The organism is Acinetobacter sp. AOR18_HL (assembly GCF_027855145.1).
GTDB classification, from domain to species: Bacteria; Pseudomonadota; Gammaproteobacteria; order Pseudomonadales; family Moraxellaceae; genus Acinetobacter; species Acinetobacter pittii.
This window is the reverse complement of sequence record NZ_JAKTIG010000058.1, coordinates 93329-110569: the sequence shown is the minus strand read 5'-3', so window position 1 is coordinate 110569 and position 17241 is coordinate 93329. Positions and strand designations below refer to the sequence as shown.

The window sequence follows — 17241 nt, the reverse complement described above, 5'->3', positions numbered from 1 at the left end:
TAGACGGTAATTCAAAATTTTAAACTGTTTTTAGCTTAATAAGAAAAACAGACCTATCGAGACATGAAATAATGAAAAATATGCTTTCAATCTGCTGTTTAGCGGTAATGAGTTCTTATAGCTTTGCTCAAGACCTCAAAGGTATTTCATTTTCACACCAAGAGTGGGAAATCTCGTGTAGCAATACAGGTACATGTAAAGCCGCAGGCTATCAAAGTGAAGAAAATGGTGATAATCCAGCATCACTTTTATTGGTGCGTAAAGCAGGGCCAAAACAACCTGTGCAAGCTGAATTTGCTTTATCAGACTATGAGCAAAGTTTGCCAGCCAACCAGCTTAAAAATATTCATTTTTATATAAATGGCAAAGATTTAGGCGCTGTGACTGTAGATGGTACTGAGTTACCACTTATGGGTAAACTCAACAGCTCGCAAGTCAATGCTGTACTACAGCAATCCAAACAGAAGACTGAAATTGTATTTAAAAATGCACAGCATGAATGGAAAATTTCCGATGCTGGAATGACCGCTGTGTTATTAAAAATGGATGATTTTCAGAAGCGTATCGGGACTGTTGGTGCTTTGGTTAAAAAGGGCAGTGCCAATGAAACTAAAGTACTTATGCCTGAGCCAAAACTACTTGTTAAACGCATTAAAACTACAGTCAAACCTTATTTAACGCTACAACTGAAAAGCAAGCAGTATCAAGCAATACACCGTAGCTTGATGGTAGCTAATCCGAATCCTAAAGAAGACTTTTGTGAAGGAATTTATGGTGGTAATAGTGATGGAGCTGAACCACAAAAAATTGAGATATATAAACTAACCAATAAGAAAGTTTTGGCGACTACGTTGTGCTGGAGAGGGGCTTATAACGAAGGATATGGCGCTTGGGTGCTAGATGAGTCATTAAATGGTAAGGCCGTGTTTGTGACTGAATCTGCTTCAGATTTTGATAGCGGTATGATCAGCAGTGCTCAAAAGGGAAGAGGCATTGGAGACTGCTGGGCAAGTGAAGAATGGGTGTGGGATGGTAAGAGTTTTGTACATACTAAGGATATGTGGACGGGTATGTGTAAAGGCTTGGCAGCAGGTGGAGTGTGGGAGCTTGATCGCATTGAATCAGTCGTAAAGTAAATATTTTGCGGTTACAGAGTCATAACAGGTAACTTTAGTGACCCTGTGATAAAAAGAACAGATTGTTTATTGGAGTTAGACCTATGTCACGTCATCTTTATGCTATTGCTCGCCGTAAGTTTTCACATCTGAGCCGTTCAATATGTGTGGCGGCGGCTGTACTGGGCACAACACAAATTGCAATGGCGGGTCCAACGGTCGATCAGCTTAGTGATTGTCTTGTTAAAGCAACAACAGCTTCAGATAAAACCACGGTGCTTCAATGGACGTTTACAGCTTTAGCGGCTCATCCCGATTTAAAAGCATTTAGTAATGTAACACCTGAGCAAAAAGACCAGTTAGACCAAAAACTGGCTCAGGTTTTACAACGTGTGATTGTGGAGCAATGTTCTGCTCAAACTAAAGCTGTGATTAAGGCAGAAGGTGTCAAGGCAGTTGGAGAAGCTTTCCAACAGTTAGGTCAAAGTGCGGGTGAAGATATTGTTAAAGACCCAGCCGTTAAACAACAGTTGCAGGGCACATTGCGCTATATCGATTTAAATAAATTGGTGACAACGTTTTTAACGCCAGAGATTTGGAATAAGCTGGGAATTACAAGATAAAAAATCTAGTTTTCTACCTTAGTAATAAAGCCTGCTATTAAATAGCAGGCTTTATTTTAATTGGAATGAATAGAGCTATTTAGATCGTAATTTTAGCGCCTAATACTTTTACAAATTGAGCTAACCAAGCTGGATGTGCAGGCCAAGCTGGTGCAGTTACTAAATGTCCATCTGTAACAGCATCAGTTACAGCAAGGTCTGCGTATTGCCCACCTGCGAGTTTTACTTCGGCAGCACATGCTGGATAAGCAGAACAGAGGTGGCCTTTTAAAATGTCTGCTGCAGCGAGTAACTGAGCACCGTGACATACAGCTGCAATTGGTTTTTTCACTCTATCAAATTCACGTACAATTTCGACAACACGTTCATTCATGCGTAAATACTCTGGTGCACGACCACCCGGAATAACTAGACCTACATAATCTTCGGTATTAACGGCATTAAAATCATAGTTAATCGCGAAGTTGTGGCCACGTTTTTCACTATAAGTTTGCTCACCTTCAAAGTCATGAATTGCAGTCGCAATATGGTCGCCGTTCTTTTTATTCGGGCAAACAGCATGTACTGTATAACCTAAACCAGTTAAGAACTGAAAAGGAACCATAGTTTCATAGTCTTCGGCATAGTCACCGACCAACATTAAAATCTTTTTAGACATGATTTATCCCTCTTTTTAAAATATAAGTGATTTCAATTCTTAATTTAAATTAGCACAGTCACTGAGTAATTCTTTAGAAAAAAGCGCATTCTTTAGTCGAAGGGTGATTCATAGGTGATATAAAAAAGCCTCGATAAATCGAGGCTTTTTTATTGAGTTAGCTAATGAAATTAGCCAATCAATTTTGTCCAAAGATGTGATTCAGGCTGAAGGGGTTAAGGGTGTTAGAATGATTTTCAGTAGTTAGGCTGAAGTACTGATGGAGATATTGTTACAGACCCCGCAGTTAAACAGCAGTTGCAGGGCACATTGCGCTATATCGAGTTAAATAAATTGTTGACGACGTTTTTGACGCCTGAGATTTGGAATAAGTTGGGTATATTAAGAGGACAGTGATAGTAAAAAAGCAGAGACTATTGATCTGTAAGATTTAACAGTCTAAGTATTTTTTAGATAGATTTTACCTATGATTAGAACTGTTGAATAATGTATTTCGACTATAAAATGTGATAGCTAAACTGTCTTTCTTTTTGATTGTTTTTTAATTATTTTACTGCGGGGTATAATTTCAACTACCTATTTAATTTACCATGGAATTCAATCTTTGTTTATAGCTCATTAAAAAGGTAGATCAATATCAGAAAATAACTCTTCACTTGTATCAGTTGGTCTTGTTTCATATTCAATTTTTTTTAATTTGCGTTGGACTTGACCAATTAACTTATAATTACCATCTAGAAACACTTGAACAGCACTTAACGCAGCTTTTTGTAAAGTATATTCAGAGCCATCGGGAAAAAAACGTCTAAATGTTGAAGCTGAATCTTCATCATCAATATCAATTTCACAAATTTTTTTAAAAGCTATAAGTGCTTCTTCTAAAATTTGGGGGTTATCGCATTTTATTTCTGCAAATACATCTCTATCATCATCATATAAATATATTTCAGCATCTGAAATTCGAGGGTTGAGTTGATTATTCGGGGAGGTCGTATTACTCAATTTTGCAGCATACAAAGGCTCCCACCAAGCATTCCAATTTATGTTGTGTGCATCTAAGTCAAAATTATAAACATTAATTAGTTCTTTAATAACTGGTTCAATACAAAGTATGCTCATAAAACCAGATTCTGTAGATTCTCCATTCATAATTAAACTTTCCGTAACGATTCCTATAACTTGCCCACTTTTTGCTAAGACAGGGCCTCCACTGAATCCACCTCTAGCTATAGCAGATACAATAAGATGTGGATGTTGTGAATGATGAACGTCAATAACAGCATTTACTCTAGCTTTTGAAGTAATTTGTATTGGAGCTATAGTGAACGGAATTGGTGGATATCCTATTATCAACACTTCATCTAAGATGTAGGTGTTATCATTAATGCGATAACTAGTCATTTCATCTAAATTAAGTGCTGGTAAGTCAACTCCTAATAAATCGACTTTTAATAAGGCTATATCTAGTTCTTTATCATTGGGGAAATGTGGTCCATCAATTATTTTAAAATAATATGGATTGCGAGTAGTTTCGGATAACTCCTCAAATTTACCTTCCTGATAATTTTCGATAATGCGCTTTGTTGTGGCTATTTCTTTTATCTCTTTTCCTTCTACAACATGTCTTGCAGTGACGAAGATACCCTCTCCAACATGAAAAGCAGTCCCGATCCCTTCTTTTTCTGTTTTGTCATCTATAACTGCTATAAATGCAATTGCACTTGAAGACTCTATATATAATTTTTTGAAATTTATTTCTTCTTTGCTCAATTTTAAATCCTGTGGCTATATAAAAAACCCCACACTAGGTAGGGTTTTATCGCATAAAGGAATTTAATTAGTCAATCGTCAACCAATTAACTTTTTCATTAATTCATTTACTTGAGCAGGGTTTGCTTTACCCTTAGAAGCTTTCATGACTTGACCAACAAGACCGTTAAAGGCTTTCTCTTTACCAGACTTGTACTCTTCAACCATTTTTTCATTGGCTGCAAGTACCTCTTTAATGATTGCTTCAATTGCACCAGTGTCGGTTTCTTGCTTTAAGCCTTTTTCCGCAATAATGTCGTCGGCAGATTTACCTTCCGATTCCCACATAAAGCCAAAGACTTGTTTAGCAATCTTACCGCTAATGGTGTTGTCAACAATACGAGCAATCATACCGCCAAGCTGTTCAGCAGAAACAGGTGAGTCAGCCAAATCTAGGCCTGCTTTGTTTAAAGCACCTGAGAATTCGCCCATTACCCAGTTTGCAGACACTTTACCTTGCTTCGCACCGCCAGCAGCAGCCACAACAGCTTCATAAAAGTCTGCCATTTCGCGTGAGAGCGTAAGTACATGTGCATCGTACTCAGTTACACCAAAGTCTGCGATAAAGCGTGCACGACGTGCGGCAGGAAGCTCTGGAAGTGCAGCGCGAGCAGCTTCGATTTGCTCATCTGCAATAATCACTGGTAACAAATCTGGATCTGGGAAGTAGCGGTAATCGTTCGCTTCTTCTTTAGAACGCATTGAACGCGTTTCCATTTTGTTTGGATCGAACAAACGAGTTTCTTGGTCGATACTTCCGCCGTATTCCAAAATTTCCATTTGGCGTTCAATTTCAACATTGATCGCTTGCTCAATGAAACGGAATGAATTGAGGTTTTTAAGTTCACAGCGCGTACCAAAAGGTTGGCCCGGACGACGTAAAGATACGTTACAGTCCGCACGGAATGAACCTTCTGCCATGTTACCGTCAGAAATACCTAACCAACGTACTAATGTGTGAATCGCTTTAATGTAAGCAACAGCTTCTTCAACTGAACGCATGTCTGGTTCAGAAACGATTTCAAGTAAAGGTGTACCAGCACGGTTTAAGTCAATGCCAGACATACCTTCAAATTGGTCGTGTACGGATTTACCAGCATCTTCTTCAAGGTGAGCACGAGTTACGCCAATGCGTTTAGTCGTACCATCTTCAAGCTGAATGTCGATGTGCCCCAAGCCCACAATTGGGTTATCCATTTGGCTAATTTGGTAGCCTTTTGGCGAGTCAGGGTAGAAGTAGTTTTTACGTGCAAATACTGATGCTTGGTCGATGTAAGCATCAATTCCAAGACCGAAGCGAATTGCAAGATCAACCACTTTTTCATTCAAAACTGGAAGTACACCCGGCATTGCCAAGTCCACAAGGCTCGCTTGCGTGTTTGGGTCTTGACCAAATTCAGTCGATGAACCAGAGAAAATTTTAGAATTGGTTGCAAGCTGAGTGTGAATCTCGATACCAATAACGACTTCCCAACCGTCAATCAATTTCAACTTTTGAGCTTCAGCCATTATGCGTTCTCCTCAGCAATTGCCGCACGTTGAGTATGGAAATCGGTGTTTTGTTGGTATTGATGAACGATCGACAATAATTGTGATTCTGACCAATAGTTACCAATCAACTGTAAGCCTACAGGTAAGCTGTCTTTATCAAAACCAACAGGAGCATTAATCGCTGGTAAGCCTGCCAAGTTCACTGCAAGTGTATAAATATCGCCTAAATACATTTCTGTTGGGCTTAAGTTCGCACCAATTTTATATGCAGTTGTTGGAGCAGCAGGAGCCGCAATCACATCTACATTTTCAAATGCTTTTAAGAAGTCTTGTTGAATTAAACGACGTACTTTTTGTGCTTTCACATAGTAAGCATCGTAATAACCCGCAGAAAGCGCATAAGTACCAATGAGAATACGACGTTGAACTTCTGGACCAAAACCTTCTGAACGAGAGCGTTTGTAAAGATCCATCAAATCAGCAGGGTTTTCACAGCGATAGCCATAGCGAACACCGTCATAACGAGACAGGTTAGAAGACGCTTCTGCTGGCGCGATGAGGTAATACGTTGGTACGTAAGCTTCAGTCATGTTGAGATCGATCTCAACAAGTGTTGCACCCATTTCTTCAAGTTTTTTCAATGATTCTTCAACACGAGCTTTTACGTCTGCATCTAAACCTGCAACGTTAAAGTACTGTTTAGGAATACCAATGCGTAGACCTTTTACAGATGTGTTGTTTAAGTTTGCAACGTAGTCATCAACTTCTTTTTTAACCGAAGTCGAGTCTTTTGCATCGTGACCTGCAATTACATTCATTAAGTAAGCACAGTCTTCAGCAGAGCGTGCCATTGGCCCCGCTTGGTCTAAAGATGATGCATAAGCAATGATCCCGAAACGAGATACACGACCATAGGTTGGTTTTAAGCCCGTTAAGCCACAGAATGACGCAGGTTGGCGAATTGAGCCGCCTGTATCAGTACCTGTAGCAAAAGGAGCTAGATCAGCCGCTACAGCCGCAGCAGAACCACCTGATGAACCACCAGGAACGTGGTCGAGTGCCCATGGGTTGCTCGTTGCCCCAACATATGAGCTTTCAGAAGTTGAACCCATTGCAAACTCGTCCATGTTCACTTTACCTAAAGTGACAAGACCAGCTGCTTTTGTTTTTTCAACAACAGTTGCATCGTAAGGAGAGATGAAGTTGTCTAGTATTTTTGAACCAGCAGTAGTTTTAATACCTTTGGTACAGAAAATGTCTTTATGCGCAAGAGGAATACCCGTTAAAGCGGTTGCATTACCCGCTTTTAATGCAGCATCGGCAGCGTCGGCTTCGGCAAGAGCTTGTTCAGGCGTAACCGTCACGTAACTTTTTACCAGTGGGTCAATTTTAGCAATACGTTTTAAATAGTGTTCAGTCAGTTCGCGAGATGAAAACTTCGCTTGGCTTAAGCCCTCAGCAAGTTCACGAATTGATAAGCGATGTAAATCAGTCATGAGTAAAATTTCTTTACATTCAAAATAGGGAAGATGGGTTAATTGAGTAAAAGTTATTCAATCACGCGAGGAACAAGATACAAACCATCTTGAGTTGCTGGTGCAACTGCTTGGTATTCATCTCGATGATTGCTTTCAGTTACCACATCAGCACGTAAAGGTTGAGGATTGTCAAAAGGACTTTTCAAAGGTTCTACGCCTTCCGTATCAATGCCTTTTAAGGTTTCCATCATGCCTAAAATTTTATTTAGACTTTGAGCATATTCAGCAGATTGCGTATCATTGAGCGACAATCGAGCAAGATTGGCGATTGCTGAAACTGTTTGTGCATTTAAATCTGCTGAATGCTGTGCATCCGATGTAGACATAACATCACCTAATCAGTATTAAAAATTTTCAAAATATCGTGCGTTATAATAAGCGATTGACTTGTTCAAATCATCACATTTAGTTTAAAGTTGCCACCTTGCATCCACATGAAAGTTTAACTGAGAACGAACCGTGATTCTAAAACGACTAATTGGCTTGTTTTCGCCGGATCTAGCCATTGATTTAGGTACAGCAAATACACTTATTTATGCACCAGGCCGCGGCATTATATTAAATGAACCAACAGTTGTGGCAATTCGTCACAGTGGTTCACAAAAAATTGTTGCTGCTGTAGGTCTAGATGCTAAGCAAATGCTGGGCCGTACGCCTGCGAATATTTCTGCAATTCGTCCAATGAAAGACGGTGTAATTGCGGATTTTGAAGTGACTGAAACCATGTTGAATCAGTTTATTGGTAAAGTTCACGAAAAACGTTTGTTCCCACCTGCACCTCGTGTAGTTGTATGTGTACCATGTAAATCAACTTTGGTCGAGCGTCGTGCGATTCGCGAAGCAGTATTTAATGCTGGTGCCCGTGATGTTCGTTTGATTGAAGAGCCTATGGCAGCAGCAATTGGCGCAGGTATGCCAGTTGAACAAGCATGTGGTTCTATGGTTGTGGATGTTGGTGGCGGTACAACAGAAATTGCAATTATTTCATTGCAAGGTTGTGTCTATGCTGACTCTTTACGCATCGGCGGCGATGTTTTTGATGAGCAAATCATCAATTATGTTCGTAAAGCTCACGGTTGTGTGATTGGTGAAACCACTGCTGAAATTATTAAAAAAGAAGTAGGTATGGCTGTTTCTGATGGTACAACATTAGAAATCGAAGTACGTGGCCGTAACCTTGCAGAAGGTGTGCCTCGTGCAATTACCGTAACTTCTGACGAAATTACTCAAGCCATTTCTGATCCATTACAAAGCATTGTAAGCGCTGTGAAATCTGCTCTTGAGCAAACTCCTCCTGAACTTTCTTCTGATATTGCTGAGCGCGGTATTGTGTTGACAGGTGGTGGTGCGCTACTTCGTAACCTTGACAAGTTATTGGCTCAAGAAACTGGTTTACCAGTTGTTGTTGCTGAAGATCCTCTTACTTGCGTAACCCGTGGTGGTGGTAAAGTATTAGAATTCTTCGACAACCCGAACCATGACATGCTTTTCGTCGGTTAAGTTTAAGGATTAGGCGGTGCAACCGAATATTTTTTCAAGACAGCCGCCATCTTTCCGCTCGTTCATTATTGCGGTCATTACATGCTTGGTTGTGCTGTTCTTTGATTGGCGCATGCCTTATGTAATTCAGCCAGCAAGGGATGTCTTGTACGCTGCATATAACCCAATTTATGCATTGGCCAGTTATCCAGTACTGTCGAAAGAATGGCTGAATCAACAAACAAAATCTGAAGCACAACTGCGTCGTGAAAATACAGCGATGCAGGCTGAGCTTTTACAAGCTCAAGTCCGCTTACAGAAGCTTTCTGAACTGTCAGCTGAAAATACCCGTTTACGAGGCCTTCTTGATACACCGTTAATTATTGATGGTCGTATGGAAATTGCCGAAGTGATTGGGACAGATGCAGACCCATTACGCCATATCATCATTATTAACCGAGGCTCTACGGACCATCTAAAGGTCGGTCAAACGGTTCTGGATGATAAGGGGATTATGGGGCAGATTATTAATGTATACCCTCATAGTTCACGTGTGATGTTGTTATCAGATAAAGAACATTCACTGTCGGTACGTCTTGAGCGTACTGGAATGCGGGCGATTGTTTCTGGTACAGGTGATTTGGGCCGTTTAAAAATGGAATATGTCCCGACCAGTGCGAATATTCAGGTGGGTGATAAAGTGTTTAGCTCAGGCTTGGGTGAACATTTCCCAGCAGGTTACGCAGTGGGTACAGTGGCCAAAATAAAACGCCATAATTCAGGTGAGTTTGCTGAAATTGATGTAACTCCATCAGCACAATTAGCAACAGGCCATCATGTAGTTGTACTTTTCTCTGAATCATTAGCGAAGGAGCAGCCGTATGCCGATCGCTAAACTTAAACGAGAAAAGCGTAAAGACCCATTATGGGGAATTATTCTCTCCGTTATTGTGGGTTCTGTACTCATGGTTTATCCGCTATCTTATGATATTTCAGGATGGCGGCCACTGTTCATGTTAATGATCATGCTATTTTGGGTAGTATGTCAGCCAACATGGTGTGGGGTCTGGTTTGCATTTGGGATGGGGATTTTTACAGACTTACTGCTTGATGCGCCTTTAGGGCTCAATGCCTTAAGTTTTGTAATTGTGACTTTTCTTACCCGTTTTTTAATTCGGGAACGCCGTATTTTAACTTTTGTTAATTTATGGACGATAGCAACGCTGGTCATTATTGCCCATTTAGCATTTATGTGGGTAACACAGACGATGGGTGGAATTCATTTTTCGATTGCTAGACATTGGCAACCTTTGATGACAAGTATCATCACGTGGCCGGTCGTCTATTATTGTTTGGCAAAATGGCGCATATAGTTTTAGCATCTAGCTCTCCTCGTCGGAAGGAGTTGTTACAACAGCTAGGCTTAGATTTTGAAATCTATAGTCCTGACATTGATGAGTCTGTTCATGAAAATGAGCTGGTTCATCATTATGTTGAACGGTTGGCTAGAGAAAAAGCTCAGACTGTATTGAAGCTTTTTCCAGAAGCAATTGTTATTGCTGCCGATACAAGTCTGGGACTTGATGGTCAAATTATTGGTAAGCCTGAATCGAAAAATCATGCCTTTGAAATCTGGAAACAATTATCTGGACGTTGGCATGATGTGTTTTCTGGACTGTGCGTTGCGACTCAACAACAGATGTTAAGTCAGGTAGTGCAAACACAAGTTGAGTTTCAGCACCTGACTACACAGGATATGGAAGATTATTGGACCACGGGTGAGCCTGTTGGAAAAGCGGGTGGATATGCAATTCAAGGAATTGCCTCGCAATATATTCCCCAAATTCAAGGAAGTTATAGTAATGTGGTAGGACTTCCTTTATACGAATTTGCACAGTTATTCAAAAGAGTAAAGACATAAGGGGTTGTTATCATTCTTCATTGAATAGCATTGTCGATGAACACTAGACAACGTTAAAGTTAACAGCTTCTCTGACTCTTTAATAAAAATTTTATAATGCTTTGAGTTTATGTATGTCAGAAGAACTACTTATTAATGTCACGCCTATGGAGTGTCGGGTGGCATTAATCGAAAATGGAACTGTTAATGAACTGTATGTCGAGCGTACAGTTAAACGCGGTCTAGTCGGCAATATCTACAAGGGTAAAGTTGTACGAGTGCTTCCGGGCATGCAAGCTGCCTTTGTTGATATTGGTTTATCTCGAACAGCCTTTTTACATATCAATGATATGGTTTGGCCTCGTTCACAGCCTACCCCGAATGTCTTTGAGCTATTACATCCTGGGCAAACCCTTACTGTCCAAGTAATGAAAGATATGTTGGGCACAAAAGGCGCACGTCTAAGTACAGATCTTTCAATCCCTTCTCGCTATTTGGTTTTAATGCCATATGGCAATCATATTGGTGTTTCGCAGCGTATTGAGTCTGAAGAAGAGCGAGATCGTCTGCGTAATATTATTGAAGGTATTCAATCTGAGCATAATTTACCCGGTAGCGTGATTGTCCGTACAGCTGCAGAAGGTGTGGATGAGGCAGAAATTGCTCAGGACATGTGCTATCTGAGCAAATTGTGGGAGTACATTCAGCGTAAGCAGACTGACGTTGCTGTTCCTTCTTTAATTTTTGAAGAACTTCCATTACCTCAACGTATTATTCGTGACTTAGCAAGCGAAGAAACTGCAAAGATTTATGTAGATTCGCGAGAGATTCACGCAAAACTGCTTGAGTTTGTAGATGAGTTTGTCCCGAATATGAAGAGTCGTCTCATCCATTATCCGGGAGAGCGACCACTATTTGATCTTTATAATGTTGAAGAAGATATTCAAAAAGCCTTACAAACTCGCGTAGCTTTGAAGTCAGGCGGTTATCTAATGATCGACCAGACTGAAGCCATGACAACGATTGACGTTAATACAGGTTCATATGTAGGCGGTCGTAGTCTTGAAGACACGGTTTTTAAAACCAATATGGAGGCTACTCAGGTTATCGCGCGTCAACTTAGACTGCGTAATTTGGGGGGGATTCTCATTATTGATTTTATTGACATGCAAGAAGCAACTCACCGTGAAGAGGTGATGCGTCAGTTTGAGAAAATGCTTGAGCGAGATCACGCGAAGACCAAAATTACTCAAGTGTCAGAACTTGGTCTGGTTGAAATGACGCGTAAACGAACTCGTGAATCATTAGAACACTTGTTATGTGAATCATGTCCAACATGCCAAGGGCGGGGTTTTGTCAAAACAGCGGAGACAGTGTGTTACGAAATATTTCGTGAGATATTACGATATACCCGCGCGTTTGAGTCAACGAGTGGCTTTACTGTTGTTGCCCATCCTTCTGTGATTGACCGATTATTAACAGCAGAAGCACCAGCAGTAGCCGATTTAGAGCATTTTATTAACCGTGTTATTAAATTTCAGGTCGAAAATTTATATACGCAAGAGCAATACGATATCATTTTAAGTTAAAGTTGTAACAAGATATCGCTTAATCCTTGTTACAACTGAAATTTTACTTTCATTCATGAATTTTAAATACTACTTACATACAGTAGCCCTAGACGTTCTCCCTATTAAACGTCTTAGCAAACAATAAGAGGTATAACCCATGAATGTAAGTGAAAACTTAATTAGCAACGGTCTTAAACATGTTTTAGAAAGCACGCCAGTAAATAGCTGCTATATGTTGAATGACCAAGGTAAAGAAGTACCGATTACAACTGCAATGATTCGTTCAGTATGTCATCAGTTGCTTAACCAGTGCCGCACAATCAAAAAATAAGGGGCCAATTCAAAGCCCCTTAATTTTCTAACTTGCTGAATGGTGTTTCAGCTGTTTCTCTGCAATAATTTCTTCAAAACGTTGAATCTCATCTTCTAAATGAGTCAAAAGGTTTTGCATTTTCGGCAAAGCATTTCGACAAGCTGTTAATCCAACTTCAAGCTTATCTAAATAACTGGTCATGGTAATGTTTAGAGCTTGTCCATCCATGACAATTGAAGCAGGGTAGAGCGCATCTAATTTCGCGCCATTCCAATAAAGCGGCTCACGTGGTCCTGGTACATTGGAAATCACTAAATTGAACGCCTGACGCTTAGGAAGCATTCCTGACATGATGTTTAATCCTGCCGGACCATAAACAACTGCACTATAGTTTAAAATTTCATTCGCAGTCATACGGCTAAAGCGTTGCTTTGAATTCTGCATGCTACGGCGAATGATTTCTAGACGTTCTAACGGTTGATCTTTGTGCGTCCCTAGATTTGCCAAAATCATGGTAATTCGATTACTCATGTCAGAATCATCTGTACGTAATGAAGCTGGAACCATGGCAATAAGTGGCTTTTTAGGTAAGCTGTTTTGGCTAATCAAATATTCACGTAAAGCGCCTGAACATACAGCTAGGACAACATCATTAATCGTCACGCCTAATGCTTTTGATATTTTTCTAAGGCGGCTTAATTCAAATGATTGGGCCGCAAAACGACGTGAAGCACTGACTCTTTGGTTCAAAATAGAAACTGGTGCCTGAAAAGTAGAAACATAATCAGGATTTTTACCCATTTCTTTAAATATAGTCTGAGATAGCTCGTGCATGACTTTTGGAGCTATGTCGAGTTGAGATTTAATACCGCCTAAAATACTCTTAATTTTACTAGTACTTGGAGTTGGTACTTTTAGACGCTTAGCTCTTTTGCTCTCAACACACCATAAAGGAACAACATGTTTCTCTTCTGGTGTTTTTGATAGAGATTTCTCGATCAAACGCATACCCGCAACACCATCTACCATGGCATGATGGATTTTAAAATACATGGCAAAACGATTGCCTTCGATTCCTTCAATAATGTCACAAGTCCAAAGTGGCTTTGCACGATCAATTAGTGAACTATGCTGCTGTGAAATATAAACCAGTAGTTCACGAATACGGCCCGGGTGAGGCAAAGCAATGTGGCGAAAGTGATGATCGATATCGAACTCTTCATCTTCATCCCAAAATAGACCACTTAAACGGTTATTGAAGGGCGGAATAGGAATGCTCTTTGAGCGTTTAATATCTTCTACTAAATCATGTACAAAGGTTTCTGGTGCATTTTCAGGAATTTCAAATAAAAATAATCCACCGACATGCATGGGTTGCTGTCTTTTTTCAAGTGACAGAAAAATGAAATCAATTGGGTGTAATGGACGCATAAATCATTGTGCCTCATGCATTTTTCTAAGAAGCCCTTATATGAGCTCTTATTAGAATTATAGAACCGTAAAATTAAGTATATAGCGTTTAGAGTAGAGAAAATATGACTTTGTGTACGGAACATGACATAAAAAAAACCACTGATTTGCCAGTGGTTTTTTGATATCCAATTACTTTTTCATATTACCAGCGTGTAAGCCACACTCTTTTTGAGTGGCTTCTTCCCACCACCAGCGTCCTTCACGCTCATGTTGATTTGGTAATACAGGTCGCGTACATGGTTCACAGCCAATAGAAACAAAACCGCGCTCATGAAGAGGGTTATATGGAATTTCCATCATACGGATGTAGCTCCATACCTCAGCACTTGTCCAGTTCGCTAGAGGATTATATTTAATAAGTTGCTTACCTGGACCCGAGAAACCTGCATCAGCTTGTACTACCGGAATTTCTGTACGTGTACCAGGACTTTGATCTTTGCGTTGACCCGTAATCCAGCCATCTAAAGTCGCAAGTTTTTTACGCAAAGGCTGAACTTTTCGAATACCGCAACATTCTTGATGCCCATCTGTAAAAAAGCTGAATAAACCTTTTTCGTTTACCATGTTTTGAACAGCTTCAGATTCAGGGAAACAAATTTCGATATTGATATTGTAGTGTTTACGGACAGTTTCAATAAATTGATAAGTTTCGGCATGCAGGCGGCCCGTATCGAGACTAAATACACGGAAAGGTTTGCCTAAGCGTGAAGCAATATCAATTAACACAACATCTTCTGCTCCCGAAAATGAAATTGCAATTTCACCTTGTTGGCTTAAGGCAAGTTCTAAAATTTCTCGAGGGCTTTTGGTTGCATATTCAGCAGCAAGAGCATCTACGATATCAATAGTCGGAATAACGGTCATGTGTGTTCCTGGCAAAAGGCTTGGGCGCATTGAGTTATGAAAAATATTCTAAAGGATAGTTGATAAAGTGCTTAGCACTTTAATTTCGATCCTTATGAATAAAATTGATTTGATCAATAACAACGCAAAACTGAAAATCTTAATGGTATGATACAGCAATTTTTAACCAACGTTGGAAGCATTCATGGAAATCGTATGCCTAGATCTTGAAGGGGTTTTAGTTCCTGAAATCTGGATCAATTTCGCTAAAAAAACAGGGATTAAAGAACTCGAAGCAACAACTCGTGATATTCCGGATTATGATGTTTTAATGACTCAGCGCCTTAATATCTTAAAACAACACGGTTTAGGCTTAAATGACATTCAAGAAGTTATTGCTGAGATGGGGCCATTACCAGGTGCAAAAGAGTTTGTTGAATGGGTGAGTACGCATTTCCAACTCGTGATCTTATCAGATACCTTCTATGAATTTGCGCATCCTTTAATGAAGCAATTAGGGTGGCCAACGATTTTCTGTCATAAGTTAGAGACAGATGAAGAAGGCATGATTACCGCTTATAAACTACGTCAACCAGATCAAAAACGTGAGTCTGTTAAAGCACTGCATGGCTTGAATTTCCGTGTAATCGCTGCAGGTGATTCGTATAACGATACAACCATGCTTGGTGAAGCGGACCATGGTTTCTTGTTTGATGCACCAGAAAATGTGATTGCTGAGTTTCCTCAGTTTCCAGCTATTCACGGATATGATGCATTAAAAGAAGCAATCCGTTCAGTTTCACAGCGTACAATCCCAGCTTAAGAATAAATAATAAAAAAGGCGCTTTAAGCGCCTTTTTTATATAAATCAGTTTTAAAACTTAGAATTTATAACCAAGTTTTAAACCATAAGCGATGGCATTGTTGTCAGAGAAGTCTGCAACATATTGATCACTACCAGCTTGTGCGCCAGTTTGAGCTTTAGCATCACCCAACCAGAAATATTTTACGCCGCCAGCAATAAACGTTTGTGGGGTAGGGCTGTATTGAACACCTAAACCTACGTTCCAGTAACCTTCAGTTGGACCTAAAGTAGTTACAGGGTTACCTGCACCAGAGTCCCAACCTACAGAAACGTTACCAGCCCATTTATCATTAAGTTTACGGCCCACACCAGCGTTCACAGACCATTGGTCATCAGAATATTCAACTAAGTTAAAGCCGTTCGGACGCCCAATAAGTCCACCTACAGCTTCTGATACTTTGCCAAATTTATACGGACGAATCGCGAAATCTTTCCAATTCACCCAGCGTACATTCGCAAATGCGACTGTATTTGCCATAATCCCTGTCTGGAAATCAAGGTTTACAGACTGAGGTGTAGTAATTTTAGTTTGACCTTCTACTTGGTTCGCAGCAATAGCTTTACCAATTGTCTGTTGGATCGCTCCTGCTTGAGCGGGAGTTAACTGACCAGCAGCAACTAATTGCCCAATAGTTGATCCAAGCATCCCAGCATTTGCCGTGATTGAGTCTGCAAGTGCGATAGTTTCATCTGCATTAATTTTATGATCAATTTCTGAACGATATGTAATAGACGCTTTAAGTGCAATTTCTGGAATCTGGAAAGCGGCCCCTGCTAACCAACCAGCTGCTCCATCTTCAGGAATAGAAGCGTCATAGCCATTATATAAACTATATGCAGAACCTCTTAAATGAACATTTCCTTTAATCGTTTGGTATACACCACCACCATAAAAGTTAAAGTTTTCAGTAGGCTGGAAACCAAAAATCATTGAAATATTTTGGCTATCAACTTCAACAGAAGTTCCACCTTGAGTTCCGCCTAAAGCACCTGTTGTAATTGGTAAACTACCAAGGATTGGATCTGAAGGGCTTGCTACGAAAGCATTATTTCCAGAATATTGTGCATCAGCTCCAAATGGTTGATCGTAAAGTAAACCAAAAGAAAATTTATCAGTAAGTTGTAGTTTTAATGCAGCACTTGGGAAGTAGTAATCATCTCCCATATCGCCAATGTTCCGACGCGTTGCAGTTGTGCCTGCTTCTTTACCCGCTACATCTGGATCTAAAACAGAAATACCTGCTTCAAAGTAGTTACCAGGCTGCAAAAATGCAGAGATAGATTGTCCAGAGCGATCCAATGCTGCTGCAAAAACCCCAGTTGCAGGCAGCGTTGCTAAAATCATTGCAGTGCTCAGATGTTTTAATTTCATTTTAATCTTTCCTTGAACTTCAAGACATTTTTTTAAAAGTAACAGAGTTAAACCGTTTAAACTGTGTTGCCTTCAAAGCTCCTAATTACAAGTAATAGAAGCTTTGATAACTCCATGTAACAAAAATAGCATAATTACAATAAGAGTAAATCTGTTATATGAACTGGGCAGTACTCATTTTTTATACAAAT

General features: G+C 40.0%; 17 protein-coding genes and 1 pseudogene. 10 read left to right on the top strand and 8 right to left on the bottom strand.

What is annotated here, in order from left to right:
* The first annotated feature begins 71 nt into the window (after nucleotides 1-71).
* Together MKL51_RS14565 and MKL51_RS14560 are read left to right on the top strand one after the other, a co-directional pair.
* Entirely contained in the window at nucleotides 72-1136 is a 1065-nt protein-coding gene (locus MKL51_RS14565; protein ID WP_017482129.1) for a DUF1176 domain-containing protein, read from the top strand.
* Between the two features lie 83 nt (nucleotides 1137-1219).
* Complete coding sequence (locus MKL51_RS14560) at nucleotides 1220-1738, top strand: hypothetical protein (protein ID WP_032042512.1); 519 nt, start codon at nucleotides 1220-1222, stop codon at nucleotides 1736-1738.
* Between the two features lie 79 nt (nucleotides 1739-1817).
* Here MKL51_RS14560 and MKL51_RS14555 read toward each other — a convergent pair whose 3' ends face one another.
* On the bottom strand, nucleotides 1818-2396 hold the full coding sequence (locus tag MKL51_RS14555) for a DJ-1/PfpI family protein (protein WP_032005965.1): 579 nt from the start codon (nucleotides 2394-2396) through the stop codon (nucleotides 1818-1820).
* 178 nt (nucleotides 2397-2574) lie between these two features.
* Here MKL51_RS14555 and MKL51_RS14550 point away from each other — a divergent pair.
* Nucleotides 2575-2792 (top strand): annotated as a pseudogene (locus tag MKL51_RS14550) (hypothetical protein); the annotation flags it as partial.
* Nucleotides 2793-3014: 222 nt separating this feature from the next.
* Here the strand turns inward: MKL51_RS14550 and MKL51_RS14545 are convergent.
* The 4 genes from MKL51_RS14545 to gatC form a co-directional block, all read right to left on the bottom strand.
* On the bottom strand, nucleotides 3015-4166 hold the full coding sequence (locus MKL51_RS14545; protein ID WP_049069102.1) for a S1 family peptidase: 1152 nt from the start codon (nucleotides 4164-4166) through the stop codon (nucleotides 3015-3017).
* Nucleotides 4167-4244: 78 nt separating this feature from the next.
* On the bottom strand, nucleotides 4245-5714 hold the full coding sequence (gatB, locus tag MKL51_RS14540) for an Asp-tRNA(Asn)/Glu-tRNA(Gln) amidotransferase subunit GatB (protein ID WP_000796643.1): 1470 nt from the start codon (nucleotides 5712-5714) through the stop codon (nucleotides 4245-4247).
* A complete protein-coding gene (gene gatA, locus MKL51_RS14535) occupies nucleotides 5714-7192 on the bottom strand; it encodes an Asp-tRNA(Asn)/Glu-tRNA(Gln) amidotransferase subunit GatA (protein WP_005072830.1) in 1479 nt (492 codons plus the stop codon). Before gatA ends, gatB begins: the two co-directional genes overlap by 1 nt.
* A gap of 53 nt (nucleotides 7193-7245) precedes the next feature.
* Nucleotides 7246-7560, bottom strand: a complete 315-nt coding sequence (gene gatC, locus MKL51_RS14530; protein ID WP_000107699.1) for an Asp-tRNA(Asn)/Glu-tRNA(Gln) amidotransferase subunit GatC — start codon at nucleotides 7558-7560, stop codon at nucleotides 7246-7248.
* A gap of 133 nt (nucleotides 7561-7693) precedes the next feature.
* Here gatC and MKL51_RS14525 point away from each other — a divergent pair, with 133 nt between their 5' ends.
* The 6 genes from MKL51_RS14525 to MKL51_RS14500 all read left to right on the top strand — a co-directional run bounded on the left by MKL51_RS14525 (nucleotide 7694) and on the right by MKL51_RS14500 (nucleotide 12515).
* Nucleotides 7694-8734, top strand: a complete 1041-nt coding sequence (locus MKL51_RS14525; RefSeq protein ID WP_000601379.1) for a rod shape-determining protein — start codon at nucleotides 7694-7696, stop codon at nucleotides 8732-8734.
* Between the two features lie 16 nt (nucleotides 8735-8750).
* On the top strand, nucleotides 8751-9608 hold the full coding sequence (gene mreC / locus MKL51_RS14520) for a rod shape-determining protein MreC (protein WP_270904342.1): 858 nt from the start codon (nucleotides 8751-8753) through the stop codon (nucleotides 9606-9608).
* Entirely contained in the window at nucleotides 9595-10086 is a 492-nt protein-coding gene (gene mreD, locus MKL51_RS14515) for a rod shape-determining protein MreD (RefSeq protein WP_002116279.1), read from the top strand. Before mreC ends, mreD begins: the two co-directional genes overlap by 14 nt.
* Nucleotides 10074-10634, top strand: a complete 561-nt coding sequence (locus MKL51_RS14510) for a Maf-like protein (protein ID WP_005064410.1) — start codon at nucleotides 10074-10076, stop codon at nucleotides 10632-10634. The genes mreD and MKL51_RS14510 overlap by 13 nt, the downstream gene beginning before the upstream one ends.
* Nucleotides 10635-10747: 113 nt before the next feature.
* Nucleotides 10748-12202: a ribonuclease G gene (gene rng, locus MKL51_RS14505; RefSeq protein ID WP_005064412.1), complete on the top strand. Its 1455-nt coding sequence runs from the start codon at nucleotides 10748-10750 to the stop codon at nucleotides 12200-12202.
* A gap of 139 nt (nucleotides 12203-12341) precedes the next feature.
* A complete protein-coding gene (locus MKL51_RS14500; protein ID WP_002116397.1) occupies nucleotides 12342-12515 on the top strand; it encodes a PA1571 family protein in 174 nt (57 codons plus the stop codon).
* Nucleotides 12516-12542: 27 nt separating this feature from the next.
* Here the strand turns inward: MKL51_RS14500 and MKL51_RS14495 are convergent, their stop codons facing one another.
* Complete coding sequence (locus MKL51_RS14495; protein ID WP_005064414.1) at nucleotides 12543-13928, bottom strand: WS/DGAT/MGAT family O-acyltransferase; 1386 nt, start codon at nucleotides 13926-13928, stop codon at nucleotides 12543-12545.
* A gap of 171 nt (nucleotides 13929-14099) precedes the next feature.
* Entirely contained in the window at nucleotides 14100-14834 is a 735-nt protein-coding gene (locus MKL51_RS14490) for a phosphoadenylyl-sulfate reductase (RefSeq protein WP_005064416.1), read from the bottom strand.
* A gap of 184 nt (nucleotides 14835-15018) precedes the next feature.
* Between MKL51_RS14490 and thrH the strand changes: the two genes are divergently transcribed.
* A complete protein-coding gene (gene thrH, locus MKL51_RS14485; protein WP_009389629.1) occupies nucleotides 15019-15636 on the top strand; it encodes a bifunctional phosphoserine phosphatase/homoserine phosphotransferase ThrH in 618 nt (205 codons plus the stop codon).
* 58 nt (nucleotides 15637-15694) lie between these two features.
* On the opposite strand, the gene MKL51_RS14480 is transcribed toward thrH, so the two are convergent.
* Nucleotides 15695-17050 carry an outer membrane protein transport protein gene (locus MKL51_RS14480; RefSeq protein WP_017482123.1) on the bottom strand — a complete coding sequence of 452 codons (1356 nt, stop codon included), beginning with the start codon at nucleotides 17048-17050 and terminating at the stop codon, nucleotides 15695-15697.
* Nucleotides 17051-17241: the final 191 nt, after the last annotated feature.

What these genes read in the sequence shown, in the direction of transcription:
- gatB (WP_000796643.1), bottom strand. Translation starts at nt 5,714, where the DNA reads ATGGCTGAAGCTCAAAAGTTGAAATTGATTGACGGTTGGGAAGTCGTT.
- gatC (WP_000107699.1), bottom strand. Translation starts at nt 7,560, where the DNA reads ATGTCTACATCGGATGCACAGCATTCAGCAGATTTAAATGCACAAACA.
- gatA (WP_005072830.1), bottom strand. Translation starts at nt 7,192, where the DNA reads ATGACTGATTTACATCGCTTATCAATTCGTGAACTTGCTGAGGGCTTA.
- MKL51_RS14500 (WP_002116397.1), top strand. Translation starts at nt 12,342, where the DNA reads ATGAATGTAAGTGAAAACTTAATTAGCAACGGTCTTAAACATGTTTTA.
- mreD (WP_002116279.1), top strand. Translation starts at nt 9,595, where the DNA reads ATGCCGATCGCTAAACTTAAACGAGAAAAGCGTAAAGACCCATTATGG.
- MKL51_RS14480 (WP_017482123.1), bottom strand. Translation starts at nt 17,050, where the DNA reads ATGAAATTAAAACATCTGAGCACTGCAATGATTTTAGCAACGCTGCCT.
- MKL51_RS14560 (WP_032042512.1), top strand. Translation starts at nt 1,220, where the DNA reads ATGTCACGTCATCTTTATGCTATTGCTCGCCGTAAGTTTTCACATCTG.
- MKL51_RS14565 (WP_017482129.1), top strand. Translation starts at nt 72, where the DNA reads ATGAAAAATATGCTTTCAATCTGCTGTTTAGCGGTAATGAGTTCTTAT.
- MKL51_RS14495 (WP_005064414.1), bottom strand. Translation starts at nt 13,928, where the DNA reads ATGCGTCCATTACACCCAATTGATTTCATTTTTCTGTCACTTGAAAAA.
- MKL51_RS14490 (WP_005064416.1), bottom strand. Translation starts at nt 14,834, where the DNA reads ATGACCGTTATTCCGACTATTGATATCGTAGATGCTCTTGCTGCTGAA.
- MKL51_RS14510 (WP_005064410.1), top strand. Translation starts at nt 10,074, where the DNA reads ATGGCGCATATAGTTTTAGCATCTAGCTCTCCTCGTCGGAAGGAGTTG.
- thrH (WP_009389629.1), top strand. Translation starts at nt 15,019, where the DNA reads ATGGAAATCGTATGCCTAGATCTTGAAGGGGTTTTAGTTCCTGAAATC.
- MKL51_RS14555 (WP_032005965.1), bottom strand. Translation starts at nt 2,396, where the DNA reads ATGTCTAAAAAGATTTTAATGTTGGTCGGTGACTATGCCGAAGACTAT.
- rng (WP_005064412.1), top strand. Translation starts at nt 10,748, where the DNA reads ATGTCAGAAGAACTACTTATTAATGTCACGCCTATGGAGTGTCGGGTG.